Origin of the sequence: Bradyrhizobium sp. Cp5.3, from assembly GCF_000426265.1 — a bacterium.
Classification (GTDB): Bacteria; Pseudomonadota; Alphaproteobacteria; order Rhizobiales; family Xanthobacteraceae; genus Bradyrhizobium; species Bradyrhizobium neotropicale.
In genome coordinates, this window is sequence record NZ_AUFA01000010.1 from 305,832 (window position 1) to 320,312 (window position 14,481).

At 64.6% G+C, this 14,481-nt stretch carries 14 protein-coding genes; 6 read left to right on the forward strand and 8 right to left on the reverse strand.

Annotated features, from left to right (window positions below; genetic code table 11):
- The first annotated feature begins 71 nt into the window (after nt 1-71).
- From K289_RS0117325 to K289_RS0117340, 4 genes are all read left to right on the forward strand, one after another.
- On the forward strand, nt 72-1,520 hold the full coding sequence (locus tag K289_RS0117325; protein WP_027552694.1) for an aldehyde dehydrogenase family protein: 1,449 nt from the start codon (nt 72-74) through the stop codon (nt 1,518-1,520).
- A 144-nt stretch (nt 1,521-1,664) separates the two neighbouring features.
- The gene (gene garD, locus K289_RS0117330) at nt 1,665-3,206 is read left to right on the forward strand and encodes a galactarate dehydratase (RefSeq protein WP_027552695.1); all 1,542 of its coding nucleotides are present in this window, start codon (nt 1,665-1,667) and stop codon (nt 3,204-3,206) included.
- A gap of 158 nt (nt 3,207-3,364) precedes the next feature.
- The gene (locus K289_RS0117335; RefSeq protein WP_027552696.1) at nt 3,365-4,570 is read left to right on the forward strand and encodes a mandelate racemase/muconate lactonizing enzyme family protein; all 1,206 of its coding nucleotides are present in this window, start codon (nt 3,365-3,367) and stop codon (nt 4,568-4,570) included.
- Between the two features lie 202 nt (nt 4,571-4,772).
- The gene (locus K289_RS0117340; protein ID WP_027552697.1) at nt 4,773-5,042 is read left to right on the forward strand and encodes a hypothetical protein; all 270 of its coding nucleotides are present in this window, start codon (nt 4,773-4,775) and stop codon (nt 5,040-5,042) included.
- Between the two features lie 52 nt (nt 5,043-5,094).
- Here the strand turns inward: K289_RS0117340 and K289_RS0117345 are convergent, their stop codons facing one another.
- The 3 genes from K289_RS0117345 to K289_RS0117355 all read right to left on the reverse strand — a co-directional run bounded on the left by K289_RS0117345 (nt 5,095) and on the right by K289_RS0117355 (nt 9,291).
- Nucleotides 5,095-6,603, reverse strand: a complete 1,509-nt coding sequence (locus K289_RS0117345; RefSeq protein WP_027552698.1) for a CYTH and CHAD domain-containing protein — start codon at nt 6,601-6,603, stop codon at nt 5,095-5,097.
- A gap of 271 nt (nt 6,604-6,874) precedes the next feature.
- The gene (locus tag K289_RS0117350) at nt 6,875-7,579 is read right to left on the reverse strand and encodes an outer membrane protein (protein WP_027552699.1); all 705 of its coding nucleotides are present in this window, start codon (nt 7,577-7,579) and stop codon (nt 6,875-6,877) included.
- A gap of 23 nt (nt 7,580-7,602) precedes the next feature.
- Nucleotides 7,603-9,291, reverse strand: coding sequence for a hypothetical protein (locus K289_RS0117355; RefSeq protein ID WP_156918021.1), 1,689 nt, complete (start codon nt 9,289-9,291; stop codon nt 7,603-7,605).
- Nucleotides 9,292-9,541: 250 nt separating this feature from the next.
- On the opposite strand from K289_RS0117355, the gene K289_RS0117360 reads away from it, so the two are divergent.
- Nucleotides 9,542-10,522 (forward strand): AraC family transcriptional regulator, encoded by a 981-nt coding sequence (locus K289_RS0117360; RefSeq protein ID WP_027552701.1) that lies wholly within the window; start codon nt 9,542-9,544, stop codon nt 10,520-10,522.
- 29 nt (nt 10,523-10,551) lie between these two features.
- Here the strand turns inward: K289_RS0117360 and K289_RS0117365 are convergent, their stop codons facing one another.
- The 3 genes from K289_RS0117365 to K289_RS0117375 form a co-directional block, all read right to left on the reverse strand.
- A complete protein-coding gene (locus tag K289_RS0117365) occupies nt 10,552-10,908 on the reverse strand; it encodes a hypothetical protein (RefSeq protein WP_027552702.1) in 357 nt (118 codons plus the stop codon).
- 337 nt (nt 10,909-11,245) lie between these two features.
- Nucleotides 11,246-11,836 carry a DUF2147 domain-containing protein gene (locus K289_RS0117370; RefSeq protein WP_027552703.1) on the reverse strand — a complete coding sequence of 197 codons (591 nt, stop codon included), beginning with the start codon at nt 11,834-11,836 and terminating at the stop codon, nt 11,246-11,248.
- Nucleotides 11,837-11,942: 106 nt separating this feature from the next.
- On the reverse strand, nt 11,943-12,971 hold the full coding sequence (locus K289_RS0117375; protein ID WP_027552704.1) for an NAD(P)/FAD-dependent oxidoreductase: 1,029 nt from the start codon (nt 12,969-12,971) through the stop codon (nt 11,943-11,945).
- A 181-nt stretch (nt 12,972-13,152) separates the two neighbouring features.
- On the opposite strand from K289_RS0117375, the gene K289_RS0117380 reads away from it, so the two are divergent.
- Nucleotides 13,153-13,620, forward strand: a complete 468-nt coding sequence (locus K289_RS0117380) for a thioesterase family protein (RefSeq protein ID WP_027552705.1) — start codon at nt 13,153-13,155, stop codon at nt 13,618-13,620.
- A 13-nt stretch (nt 13,621-13,633) separates the two neighbouring features.
- On the opposite strand, the gene K289_RS0117385 is transcribed toward K289_RS0117380, so the two are convergent.
- A complete protein-coding gene (locus K289_RS0117385) occupies nt 13,634-13,954 on the reverse strand; it encodes a 2Fe-2S iron-sulfur cluster-binding protein (protein WP_027552706.1) in 321 nt (106 codons plus the stop codon).
- 114 nt (nt 13,955-14,068) lie between these two features.
- Nucleotides 14,069-14,443: an Hpt domain-containing protein gene (locus tag K289_RS0117390; protein ID WP_027552707.1), complete on the reverse strand. Its 375-nt coding sequence runs from the start codon at nt 14,441-14,443 to the stop codon at nt 14,069-14,071.
- Nucleotides 14,444-14,481: the final 38 nt, after the last annotated feature.

Here is a 14,481-nt window from a genome sequence, read left to right on the forward strand (position 1 = left end):
CGTGATCCCGGAAAAGTGGGCACCGGTTTTCCGATAAGGATTGTGCCCCTAAAGAGTAACTGGAGGACAAGATGACTGCGATCCTGAAGAACTTCATCGGTGGCGAGTGGGTCGACGGCTCCGGCGTCACCAAGAACATCAACCCCTCCAATACCAACGACCTCGTCGGCGAATACGCCAAGGCCGACAAGGCGCAGACCGAGAAGGCGATCGCTGCCGCGAAGGCCGCCTTCCCCGCCTGGGCGCGCTCGACGCCGCAGGAGCGCTATGACGCGCTGAACAAGATTTCTGCCGAAATCCTCGCCCGCAAGGAAGAGCTCGGCCGCCTGCTGGCCCGCGAAGAAGGCAAGACGCTGCCGGAAGGTATCGGCGAGGTCGCCCGCGCCGGGCAGATCTTTGCGTTCTTCGCTGGTGAAGCCCTGCGGCTGATCGGCGAGAAGGGTGCCTCGGTCCGTCCCGGCCTCGAGGTCGAGATCACCCGCGAGCCGGTTGGCGTCGTCGGCATGATCACGCCCTGGAATTTCCCGATCGCGATCCCCGCCTGGAAGATCGCCCCCGCGCTCTGCTACGGCAACACCGTCGTGTTCAAGCCCGCCGAGCTCGTGCCGGGCTCCGGGCACGCTCTTTCCGAGATCATCACCCGCTCCGGCATTCCGGCCGGCGTGTTCAACCTGGTCGTCGGCTCCGGCTCGGTGGTCGGCCAGACCCTGCTCGAGCACCCGGACGTCGCTGCGATTTCGTTCACCGGCTCGGTGCAGACCGGGCGAAAGATCGCGCAGGCCTGCGTGCTCTCCAACCCGATGAAGAAATTCCAGCTCGAGATGGGCGGCAAGAATCCGCTGGTCGTGCTCGATGACGCCGATCTGAAGACCGCGGTCGAGGTCGCCGTCAACGGCTCCTATTTCTCCACCGGCCAGCGCTGCACCGCCTCCTCGCGCCTGATCGTCACGGAAGGTATCCACGACCGCTTCGTCGCTGCGCTGACCGAGCGCATGAAGGGCCTGTCGGTCGACGACGCGCTGAAGGCCGGCGTGCATATCGGCCCGGTTGTCGACCAGAGCCAGCTCGACCAGGACCTGCGCTATCTCAAGATCGGCCAGGACGAAGGCGCCAAGCTCGCCTGGGGCGGCGAGCTGCTCAACCGCGAGACGCCCGGCTATTACCTCCAGCCTGCGCTGTTCACGGAAGCCAACAACAACATGCGCATCGCCCGTGAAGAGATCTTCGGGCCCGTGGCCGCCGTCATCCGCGCCAAGAACTATGAAGAGGCGCTCGCGATCTCCAACGACACCGAGTTCGGCCTCGCCTCCGGCATCTGCACCAGCAGCCTGAAATATGCCTCACATTACAAGCGCAACAGCGAGGCCGGCATGGTGATGGTCAACCTGCCGACCGCCGGCGTCGACTATCATGTGCCGTTCGGCGGCCGGAAGGGTTCGAGCTACGGCGCCCGCGAGCAGGGCTCCTATGCCCGCGAGTTCTACACCACGGTGAAGACGGCCTACACCTATCCCGGCTGATAGGCCGATCACTGCAGGGTGGGTTAGCGCAAGCGTAACCCACCTCTTCTGCCTCCGCGGATCGAGACATTGGTGGGTTACGCCCAGCGAACTGCGCTTCGCCCAGTCGCAAGGCTAACCACCCTACACTTTCGGAGTCCTCCCATGGACCAGGACATCGCAGCGAAAGAGCAGCCCCGCTACATCAAGCTCAACGAGCGCGACAATGTCGCGATCGTGGTCAATGATTTCGGGCTTCCCGCCGGCTCCCGCTTCGCCTGCGGGCTGACGCTGCGTGCCTTCGTGCCGCAGGGGCACAAGACGGCACTGGTCGACATCGCGCAAGATGTGCCGATCATCCGCTATGGCGAGGTGATCGGCTACGCGCTCTCGCCGATATCAGCCGGCGAATGGGTGGATGAAGCGCGCATCCGCATGCCGGAGGCCCCTGCCCTCGACAAGCTGGAAATCTCCACCGCCGTTCCCGCTCCGCTGCCGCCGCTCGAAGGCTACACCTTCGAGGGCTATCGCAATCCCGACGGCTCGGTCGGCACCAAGAACATCCTCGGCATTTCCTCCTCCGTGCAATGCGTCAAGGGCACGATGGAATATGCGGTGAAGCGCATCCGCGCCGAGCTCTTGCCGAAATATCCGAACGTCGACGACGTCGTTCCTCTCACCCATGCCTATGGCTGCGGCGTCGCGATCACCGCGCCCGACGCCGTCGTGCCGATCCGCACGCTGCAAAACATCGCGCTCAATCCGAATTTCGGCGGCGAAGTTCTCGTCGTCGGCCTCGGCTGCGAGAAGCTCGCGCCCGAACGGCTGGTGCCGGAAGGCGTCAATGACGCCATCGTGCGCATGCAGGACGAAGCTTTCGACGGCTTCGGTGCGATCGTCGACGCGATCATGACCCAGGCCGAGGCGCGGCTGAAAGTGCTCAACACGCGCAAGCGCGAGACCTGCCCTGCTTCCGACCTCGTCATCGGCCTGCAATGCGGCGGCAGCGACGCTTTCTCCGGCGTCACCGCGAACCCGGCCGTCGGCTTCGCCGCCGACCTGTTGGTGCGTGCCGGTGCCACCGTGATGTTCTCCGAAGTGACGGAAGTGCGCGACGCCATCCAGCTCCTCACCCGCCGCGCCATCAACGAGGATGTCGGCCGCGCACTGGTGCGGGAGATGGCTTGGTACGACTCTTATCTGGCCCGCGGCGGCGCCGACCGCAGCGCCAACACCACGCCGGGCAACAAGAAGGGCGGCCTCGCCAATATCGTCGAGAAGTCGCTGGGCTCGATCGTCAAGTCCGGGTCCTCCGCCATCACCGGCGTGCTCTCGCCTGGCGAGAAGGCGACGCAGAAGGGCATGCTGTTCGCGGCAACACCTGCGAGCGACTTCATTTGCGGCACGCTGCAGCTCGCCTCCGGCATGACGCTGCAGGTCTTCACCACCGGCCGCGGCACGCCCTATGGTCTTGCCGCCGCGCCCGTGATCAAGGTCGCGACCCGCAGCGAGCTTGCCCGCCGCTGGAAGGACCTGATCGACTTCGATGCGGGCCGCATCGCCACCGGCGAGAAGACCATCGAGGAAACCGGCTGGGACCTGTTCCGCCTGATCCTCGACGTCGCCAGCGGCCGCACCAAGCCGTGGTCGGACCGCTGGGGCATCCACAACGATCTCACGCTGTTCAATCCCGCGCCGGTGACCTAGTTGCATCTTCCGATCGTCATTCCGGGATGCGCCGAAGGCGCAGACCCGGAATCCATTTATCCGCAGTCTCTGCGGCCCGATGGATTCCCGGCTCGACGCTTATGCGTCGCCCCGGAATGACGGTTTACGCCAAAGCTGACGACCAAGAGGACCTCTCAATGTCCCGCATCACGACCCTGCGCACCATCCGCATCGACGAGCGGCCGAACCTGATCTGGGTCGAGATCGAGACCGACGAAGGACTGACTGGCCTTGGAGAGAGCTTTCGCGGCGCGCAGGCCGTCGAGGCGGCCGTGCACGAGCTCGCCGCGCCCCTGGTGCTCGGCCAGGATTCCCGCCGGATTGAAGCGATCTCGCGCCAACTTTTGACGCCCTATCTCGGCTTCCACAGCGTCAGCGCCGAAGTGCGCGCCGCCAGCGCCATCGATATCGCGCTGTGGGACATCAAGGGCCAGCGCCACGGCATTCCCGTGCACGAGGCGCTCGGCGGCGCCAGCCGGCTCGAGATTCGCGCCTACAACACCTGCGCCGGCTACGCCTACAACACCAAGAGTGCCAAGCGCCGCGAGATCGGCACTGAGGATACGGCGCTCGGCCCCTATGACGACCAGATCGCCTTCATGCGCGACGCCGGCGCGCTCGCCGAAAGCCTCTTGAGCGAAGGCTATGGCGCGATGAAGATCTGGCCGTTCGATCCCTTTGCCGCCAATGGCGGCCATTCGATCTCGCTCGCCGACCTCAAGACCGGCCTCGAGCCCTTTCGCAAGGTCCGCGCTGCGGTCGGCGATCGCATCGAGGTTATGTGCGAGCTGCACAGCCTGTGGGGCGCACATACCGCCGAGCGCATCTGTCGCGCGCTCGAAGACTACGGCGTGTTCTGGGTCGAGGACCCCCTGGGCAAGATGGACGACGTGCAGGGCCTTGTCGACCTCAGGCGGCGCGTGAAGACGCCGATCTGCGGCAGCGAGACGCTGGCGGGCGCGGCGAGCTTCCGCAATCTGCTCGCCGCCGACGCCGTCGATGTCGTGATGCTCGACATCGCCTGGTGCGGAGGCCTCAGCGAAGCACGCAAGATCGCGGCACTGGCTGAAGCCTACAACAAGCCGCTCGCCACGCACGACTGCACCGGCCCGGTGGCACTGATGGCGGGCCTGCACCTGGCGCTGCATGCGCCGACCGCGATCTTCCAGGAGGTCGTACGTGCGACGCTGTCGACCTGGTATCGCGATCTCGTCACCGCGCTTCCGGCCGTGAGCAACGGCATCGTGTCGGCGCCGACGGCGCCGGGCCTTGGACTTGCCCTCAATCCGGGTTTGCACCGCCGACCGGATGCAGTGGTGCGAGAATCCAAACTCGGCGCGTAGAGCACGATCAGCGTCATTTCACGACGGTTGCGCGAAACTGTCCGGAAACATTGGCGAAAAAAACTTCGTCCTCACTTCCTTGCGGCCCCAGTACGCAACCAAATATATCCGCTTACAGTGATCGAATGTTCGTACACAAGCGAACCTGTTCCGGCACCGGCGCGACCAACCTCCGATTGGTATCCTTCCACGGAGATTTGAAATGCGTGTTCTTTCGATGATTGCCGTTGCCGGCGCGATGATTGCGAGCGCGACCAGTGCATTCGCCGGCGAGCTTCCCTCTTATGAAGTAAAGTCGTTTCCGATCTCGGCGACGCAAGTCCAGGTACTCGGCGGCGCCGGCGTTCAGGAGCAATCGACCGCCCCGGCTCTGACCATCGCCGGCATGCCCGCCTCACCTGCGCAGGTCTCTGTGCTGTCGCCGCGCGCCAAGCGGTTCGCCAGCGTGACCACGACGAGCGAGGCGCGCTAAACCAACTTCCGTCATGCCGGGGCGCGCAAAGCCGCGCCCCGGCGGCACTGCTTCAAAATCGCTCGAGCGCGCGCACCTCCCGCGCCGCGGCCGCCATCAGCGGCTTCGCTGCCCGATCCTCGCGACCGACCACGACGCCCGAAGCAAAGGCGCCCGCTCTGCCGTTGCGACGTGGCGCATGAAGTGCGGCATCGACGGCCATCCTGCGATGGGCAACGAAATCGTTGAGCGAACCCAACGCGTCCTGGATCTTCTTGAAATGTTTCGATAGCCGTGCGAGCTGCTTCTGCTCGCCCTTGTCCGTGAACAGGCTGTCGAAAAACTCGATCGCATATCTCAGCTTCTTGATCCTGATCCGGAACTTGTGCCGCTGGCGCGCCGACATTTCGTCGAGATGCCGGCCATCCTTGCGGGCCTTCTTGATGCGGCGATGGAGCAGCTCGCGCGAGAATTTTCCGATCCGCGCCTTCGCCTGGTCCGGCGCGACGGTCCGGCTGGATTCGATCCATTGCAGCGTATCGATCAGGAGTGCGCGAAATCGCTCCGAATCGACCGCTCTCCTCGCGCGCTCGAAGGCCCGCTCCCGCCGCTCGGCAAATTCGCGTCTAATCGCCTTGCCGCCGCGGCGCAGCAGCGCATCGCGGCTTGCCGGTTCGATATTCTCCTTCACGAACACATCGACCTCGCGCGCCGGTGCGAGCTCGTTCGTCAGCCACTTCAGCTCCGCCTTGATTCTTTCGCGACCGGCTCCGGACAGGACTTTCGAAAACAATGAGATCGCCGCGCGCAGGCGCCGTAGGCCAACCCGCATCTGGTGAATGCCTTCCGCATCTCCGTTGCGCACGGCGTTGGCATTGCCGCAGAAATGGCGCGCGGTCGCACGGGCAACGACCCTGAATGCATCGCCCGCGCTCATGTCGACATCCAGGATGATGCCATCGGCGGACATGACCGGATGCTCCTCGCCGCGCGCGAGCGCATAACCCCGGTCGGATTTCGATCGCAGGTCGAGCTCGGCCTGCGACTTGCGTTCGAGCGTCTTGGCCATCCGAAACAGGTCGACTGGGCGGCCGCTCTTGAGCTCGAGTTCAAGCTCCGCGATAGGGCTCGAGCGCTGTCCGGCAATGATCCTGCCACGATCGATGGCCAGCTCGATCTCGCTACCCCTGGTGTGGATCGGCAACGTGATGCGATGGACAGAGGTCTCGAAGACCGGCTTTAGCTTGCGGCGCAGCTTTTTGGAGGCGATCGGCTCGAGCGGCGTGCCGTCGGCCTTGCCGAGGTGCGGCACGTCATCCCTAATTTCGCTCTCCCATTCGCCGCGACCGAACTCGGCCCCGTTCGCCGACTTCACCGTCTGGACGTGCTTGTGGCCATCCCGCCGCACGCGAAGCGTCAGGCCGTGCCGTTTCAGCTTGCATTTGGCGGTATCGAAATAGGTCGAGAGCAGATCGCTCGCGTCACGCGTCCCCGCCGCCTTGCCGCCAGGCACACGGCCCTTCGCGAACGCCGCAAGGTGGCGTGCAGGCACGTGGAATTTCAGCTCGGCTTCGACGGCCATCCCAACCTCCTCGCGCTCGGCTACCTCGTGTAACGCACGAGAACGCGCCAGGTGCCTTGATCGAAGACAAAATCGGGAACCGCTTGATGCAGGCGGCACGACGGCACCGGCTCTGATCGTCGCCGGCCCAGATTTCAGTGCCGTCGTCACATCGCAAGGTCGTTGCCGGCGCGAGTTCGGAACGCCAAGTGAATTCAGTCAAGACAAATGCCGGAAGCAGAGCTCTGCTTCCGGCATTTTTGATTGCGTCAGGTACGTACCGTACTGGCGATCAGTAGCGCGCCGTCACTGGCGCGTCCCCGAAATGATAGTTCACACCGAACCGCGCGAGGCTGACATTGCGTTCGGTCAGCTTGCCGAACATGTCGCTCGGTGTCGTCGTCGTGAAGGAGGGGATGAAGAGATACTCTGCCTTTGCCGACCATTGCGGCAGGAACATCCATTCCAGGCCGCCACCGACGACCCCGCCCCACACACCGCCCGGTTGGGAGTTCTCCGTGTTGAAGTTCGAAGCCTTGAGCCCGACGAAAGCAACGCCGCCGGTGATGTAGGGCATGAACTGGCCAAACGCCACACCCACGCGGCCGCGGCCGGTGTGCAGCCAAGTGATCTTCGTTCGGCAGGGCACTGTGCCGGCACAGCCGCCATTCGACGTGTTACCGTCGATATCGGCCGCGGAGAGGTCGCCCTCGACGCCGACGGTGAACATGCCGAACTGCCAGTCGTAGCCGACCGTAGCACCGGCGATCCATCCGGTCTGGGTGAAATCTCCGGAGTCACCGACGCCGAACACAGTGCCGGTCTGGTCCTGACGCGACGTTCCGCGTCCCCAACCGCCTGCGACGCCGAGATGGAATCCGGTCCACGGTGCGGCGGTCGTGACCTGGGCATAGGGCACGGCCGCGAGATCCGCCGCCACGGCCTGGCCGGCGAGAAGGCCGAGCAGCGAAGCGAGGGCAATTGCATGCTTGATCATTGGTCTCATCCTTCGCGTTTCGCTTAATTGCCGGGGAGCTGGTAGCGCAGTTCAGTGAAGAACAGGTGCGTATGTGCGTCGGGCGGCGCGCCGGCCGCCACGAACCAGGGCTCGCGCCGCAGATAGGAGTATTGCGCGAGGCCCGTGATGGCGCCGTATTGCGGATCGGCCCAGAAAGTATGCTTGAGGTCGAGCGTCCACTGCTCGATCTGCTTGTTGGCGGCAACCGGCGAGTTCGGGCCGCCGAAGCCGGCATAGCGGTTGGGCTGCGGATTGGTGGGATCGAGGAAGTAATTGTTGTCGAAGAACGCCTGACCGTAATAGGCCGCCAGGACCGTCGGCTGAAGCACGCGCCACTCGAAGCCGGCGAGATAACCGTGCGAGCGAACCGTCGAGAGCGCGATGTCATACGCGCCCGCGCTACCCGTCACCGTGGGCACGACGTCAGGACCGAGCCCTCCGAGATAGCGGCCGCCGCCATCGCTCCAGAAGGCATTGCCGACGAGCGTGAAGGTGTTGAAGAATTCTAGGTTCGCCCCAACCGTCGTCGCCCATCCGTTCGTATCATGCCAGACGAAATTGCCTCCAATGAACTGCTGGAGGTTGGTGTTGCGGAAATGCCGCCACATGCCGGCTGCCTCGAGATGCAGCCGCGTCCCGGACCACACGTCGCTGTCGTAGGCAGCCTTGGCGACCACGTCGGGCGTCCGGTTCGGCGTGCCAGGGATAGATCCAGTGTCGAACTGCGGTCCGAGCTGCGCATTGAAAGCGAACGGATAGATCACCTCGCCGGCACCGACATATTGCTGCGGATTCTCGACGCCGGCGCCGATGGTGAAATTCGGCGTCGCATGCCAGGCGAAGTGCGCCGCCGCCTGGCGCGCCCAGGGCAGGCCGACCTGATAGTTCTGGTCGATGTTGTTGGTCAGGAAAATGTCCGAGGGATCGGGACCCATCCCGTACCGGTTCGGCGTCAGCCAGCTATAGGTCTGACCGAAGGTCGTCTCGAACTGGCCGGCCTTTACATCGGCATAGGCAAGGCGCATGCGGAAGGTGTGGCTGTTTGAATTGACGTAGACGTTGGCGGGATCGTTGCCGTTGAAGTCGCCCTCGAAATAGCCGGTGAGATCGACGCCTCTGATGTTGCCGTGCGCGCGCAGGCCGAGCACCGAATTCTGTGCCGACAGACGCGTCTCGGTCATCTGACCCTGGATGGTATTGGAGAACGGGATCGTGCCGAAATTGGTCGTGGTCGCCGTCCCGGTGTTGGTGTTGCGGCTCACGCCCGTCAGCGCGAAATAGCCGACCGGTGCGATCTCGAAGCCGCCGACTTCGATGGAAGCGGCCTTGCGCGGCATCGGCGCGGAGCCGACAGGCGCGGCCGCCGGCGGCACCACGACGGACGCCGGGGCTGGACGGGCGTCCGTCGTGGCCACGCTCGCCGGCCGCGACTTCGATTTCAGCGCCTGCATGTCGCCGTCGGCAAGCACCCCCTTCTTGCGCAGGATCGCCACCAGGCGATCGCTCTGCTCGGCAGGTGGCGCGGAGGTAACCGCCCTGGCCTCGCTCGATGAGATCACGCCCTTGCTGGCAAGCAGCGAAAGCAGAGCCTCGGTATCGCCGGCCATGACGGATGTGTCGCCACACGCAGCAAACGCGGCGACCGCCGTCGTCGTGAGCAGCGCTTTGCGAATCCCGAGCCCCAACCTCATTCCAACTCCTCCAGAATCAGCTTCGATCGCGCCAAATTCGACGCGAGAGCGAACACCTATCCGCGCGAGGCCGTCACGCGCTCGGACTGGAAAGAACTGGATGGGACTGAAGCGAACTCGCCTTTCGCTTTGCCGGCAGTCGATGTATTGCGGCCACAGTGGACCAACGCGATTGAAATGGCGCCCCGGAATCCGCTATCAACGCGGATAGGCCCTCGAACTGCCGGACGATGGATCACGACTACGCAGCATGACCTCGCCTCCGCCGTTCTTCTCGCCCGCTCGAGCATCGACTGACGCATTTCCGGCCCGCCAGCGCCTCGCAATGTGGCGCGAGCTCTATGGGCGCAACATCGCGAGCGTCGACATCGAGCCGATCGGCGACGAGCCGTTTCATGCCAGCGTGACCTTTCAGGGACTGCCCGGCGTCGGGCTGGTCTCGGGATCGCGATCGCCTGCGCACTATCACGCCACGCGGCAACACCTTGCCCGCGCGAGGGACGGCTTCGGATTGTCGATGCTGATGAGTGGAGCTGCCACCACGCAGCAACTTGGCCGCGAGATCATCTGCCGGCCCGGCACGGCCTCGGTGATATCAGGCACCGATCCTTCGGTGAACACGATGCACAGCTTCGGCAGCTTCATCACCATCGTGCTGCCGCGGCCGGAAGTCTCGGCGCTCGTCCCGGATCTCGGCGCCGCCTATGCGCGGCAGATCCCGGCCGAGAACGGCGCGCTGCAGCTGCTGATCCGCTACGTACAGACCTTGCACGAGAGCGGCCCGCTCGAGGTCGAACTGGCGAAGGCCGCCGCGAACCACATCGTGGATCTCGCGGCACTTGCGATCGGCGCCAATGCCGATGCGGCGCACGAGGCGCGGCAACGCGGCGTTGCCGCCGCACGGCTGCAATCGATCAAGGCGGAGATCCGCGAACGCGTCGGCGACGGCGACCTCTCTGCTGCGACCATTGCCTTGCGGCACGGCGTGACGCCGCGTTACGTCCAGAAGCTGTTCGAACGCGACGGCACGACCTTCTCCGAGTTCGTCCTCGCCCGCCGGCTCGAGCGCGCTTTGCGCATGTTGCGCGACCCGGATTTTGCGGCACTGACGATCAGCGTGATCGCATTCGAATGCGGCTTCAGCGAGCTCTCCTATTTCAACCGCACGTTCCGGCGCGCCTACAACGCCACGCCATCGGACATCCGTCACGCGGCCCTGCGCCTGCGCTAGCCTGCCGTGGCAGTCGGGATCTCGCCCCCTCAGGTCATGCTGCCCGGCATGAAGCAGCGCACGCGCGGGTGGCCGTCGATATAGTGCTTCCACACCATGGTGCGGCCGATCTTGTTCGGCTCGGTGATGACGGCGCCGTCAGGCACCGTGACCCATTCGCTGTCGATGCGCACCCGGTAGTGGCCGCGATCGGACTCCCAGTCGACGTCGGCAATGATGTAACCGTCGGCGTCCGAGCAGCACTGCCCGTATTCGCTGTGCAGGCTCTCGAACCAGGGTTTGAGCGGCGAGTTGGCATAGCGCCCGTCGTCACGCGCGAGCGCCGATGTCGCCGGCAGCGTCGTCAAGCCGAGCAGCATTGCCGCGTACGGTCTTGCAAGTCTCATGTCGTCTCCGCGGATCAAGATCACCGCCGCAAGGGACAACACCGCCCGCCGTCTGTGCCGAAAGCGTCAGGCGCCGCGACAGCGACTCGTTTCCCCAACGGCTTTGGGACAGCTTTGCAAATCCGGAGCCAAGGTGCATTCCGGGGAACTACTGGCGCAAGGCACGCCCGGCATTCGTCTTCGGGCTGGTGTGGCCGCAATTGCGCACACGGGAGGGCGCTCCAGCATTCCAGAGACTGTACAAGGAATACGGAAGCACCGTTTCCCCGCTTTCGCGGGGAATGACTGCGACGTGTGGGGCTAACGGCGGTGAAAACGGAACAGGCGCGGGCGTACGTTACTGCTTCGGCGCCATCATCGCGCCGCCCTTCTTCGCCGCAGGTGCCGGCGGTTTCGCGGCGGCGGCTTGGGCGGGGAGATATTTGGCGATGATGGCCGGATCGATCTGCGCCATGTTGGTGTCCGGCAGGCGGGTCCAGGTCTCGTCCTTGCCGAGCAGCGAGATGCCGAGATAGCCGCGCAAGGTCAGCGTCTGCCCGTCCGGGCTGACCTTCATGTTGGCCTTCCAGATGTTGCCGTCGCGCGGATTGAGCACGTTGCCGCCCTCGTACTTCAAGCCCTCGCGCTTCATGTTGCGCACGAAGGAGATGCCGAGGATCGGCGCGTTCTTGCGGTCGTCCGCGCACTTGGCGCAGGTCTCGTTCGGATCGTCGCCGGGGCGCGGGAAGGTCTTGGCGATCACGCCTTCGAAGACCCCGTTGTGGTCGATGAAGAGAAACCATCCCACCGGCCTGCCGTCCTCGATCTTCTGCCAGAGGCCCGCAGCGGTGGGCTCAGGCGTCTGCGCCGAAGCCGGGCGCACCGCGCCGAGCGCGAGAGCGAGCGTGAGGAGCGAGAGCAGCCGAAAGCCGGGAAAGAGATTCCGCATTATGATCACCTTGCTAAGCCACGACTGGAGTGGCCGCAGACTACGGCGATTTCGCGAACGGTTCCAGCACCAGAAACATGGGGTATCGCCTCCCCGCCCCGGCAGCTCAGTTGACTCCGAGCTTCTTTTGCAGGCTGGAGGACGAGGTCGTGTACTGGAACACGAGCCGTTTGTCCGGATAGACGTAACGGTGGGCTTTTTGCGCCATCAGCGCGCCCTCGTGGAAACCGCAGAGGATCAGCTTGATCTTCCCCGGATAGGTGTTGATGTCGCCGATCGCGAAGATGCCGGGCACATTGGTCTCGAACGCGCTCGTCTCGACCGGCACCAGATTGTTCTCCAGCGCAATACCCCAGTTGGCCACCGGGCCGAGCTTCATGGTGAGGCCGAAGAACGGCAGCATGGTGTCGCAGGAAATTTCGGTCACGCTGTTGTCGTTGCCCTTGATTGTGGCGCCGGTGAGCTTGCCGTCCGCGCCGGACAGCGCGGTGACCTGGCCGAGTTTCAGATCCATCTTGCCGGATGCGACCAGCGCACGCATCTGCTCGACGCTGTGGGGCGCGGCGCGGAATTCGTCGCGACGGTGCAGCAGCGTCACGCGCTTGGCGACCGGATGCAGATTGAGCGTCCAGTCCAGCGCGGAATCGCCGCCACCGACGATCAGCACGTTCTTGTCGCGGAACGCCTCCATCTTGCGCACGGCATAGTGCACCGAGCTGCCTTCATAAGCCTCGATGCCCGGCACCGGCGGGCGCTTGGGCTGGAACGAGCCACCGCCCGCGCTGATCACCACCACCTTGCACTCGAACACCTTGCCGGTGTCGGTGGTGCAGCGAAACAAGGGATCGCCGATTTTTTCCACCGTCTCCACCATCTCGCCGAGATGGAAGGTCGGGTGGAACGGCTTGATCTGTTCCATCAGCGCGTCGGTGAGGCCCTGGCCGGAGACCTGCGGAATGCCGGGAATGTCGTAGATCGGCTTTTCCGGATAGAGCTCGGCGCACTGGCCGCCGACCTTGTCGAGGATATCGACGAAATGCACCTTCATGTCGAGAAGCCCAAGCTCGAAGGCGGCGAACAGACCGCAGGGGCCGGCGCCAATAATCAGCACATCGGTTTTGATCGCGTCGCTCATGTCGTCTCTTTGCCAGTGGTTATCGGTTGGACGGCGCCCGGCGGGCAGAGGAACCTTTCCTGTCTAGCCAACGGGGATGGATCAGGGAAGGCATAAAAGCGGGAGCGCCCCGCACGCAGGCCTACTTGCCGGGGCAGGATAACTGGGCTGTAAGAGCTAACGATATGACGGAGATCAATCGGTGAACGCGCCAACCCGCCTCGACACGACGCCGCGACTGGAGGACTTCCCCTACCGGCTCAGCGACAACGTGCGCTTCGGCGATCTCGATCCCAACCAGCACGTCAACAACGCGGTCTATGCAACCTATTTCGAGACCGGCCGCGTCACGCTGATGAAGAGCCCGCAATACGGGCTGACGCCGCCGGGCCTCGCCTGGATCATGGTGCGGCTCGACATCCATTTCCGCGCCGAACTGCACTGGCCCAACACCATCGAGCTCGGCCTCGGCGTCGTGAAACTGGGCCGGACCTCTGTGACCTTCGAGCAGGTCGTTTTTTCGGAAGGAAAGTGCATCGCGTCGGCGACGTCAGTCGGCGTCATGCTCGACGAGGCAACGCGGCGGCCGGCGCCCCTCACCGCCGAGATCATCGAGAGGCTCAGACCCTGGCACAAGCGCGGCATCGAGGTCGCGCTGCCGAGCACTTGATGGTCGAGCAGAATTAGGCCTGGCGCTCCGGCGTCGAGACTACGAGCCCGTCGAGTTCGTCGCTCACCTTGATCTGACAGGACAGACGCGAGTTCGGGCGCACGTCGAAGCCGAAGTCGAGCATGTCCTCTTCCATCGGCGTCGGGCTGCCGACCTTCTCGCGCCAGGCTTCATCGACATAGACATGGCAGGTCGCGCAGGCACAGGCGCCGCCGCATTCGGCCTCGATCCCGGGAATGCTGTTGCGGATGGCGGCTTCCATCACGGTCGCGCCGTTCTCGATGTCCACCGTGCGGGTTTCACCCTTGTGGTCGATGAAGTGAATCTTGGCCATGTGTGCTCGTGCTGCCGGGATTTCTTGGAATAAGGGAGGGTCCGGGCTGTCCTATAACGGGTCGATCCGGCCTGCGCTAGTGCGCACAGCCACGGGTCCCCGCGGGATCTCGGCTCAGGCCTTGCGGTTCGCCTCGATGGCGGCGCGGACCTCGGCCACCGCCTCTTTCAGCGCGGCGAAGGCGCTGGACGGGTTGTCGCCGGTCCGGATCGCGGCCTCGAGGCCGGCGGCAGCATCGGCCACCGCAAAGGCGCCGATCCCGCGCGCGGACCCCTTGAGCTTGTGGGCGAGCGCGCCCGCCTCGGCCGGCAGCGCCGCCATCGCGGCGATCAGGCGGACCGACTGCTCGGCAAACATCGCGAGCACTTCCTGTTCCAGCTCGGCATCGCCGAGCGTCATGCGTGCGAGATGGTCGAGGTCAAGGGGGCTTTCGAGGGGTGCAAGCGGCGGCGAAGGCATCCAATCCATCCGTTGCAGTTCAGGCGTCATGGCGACAGGCCCCCCGGCATCGCGCGGCGCTCCCCGAT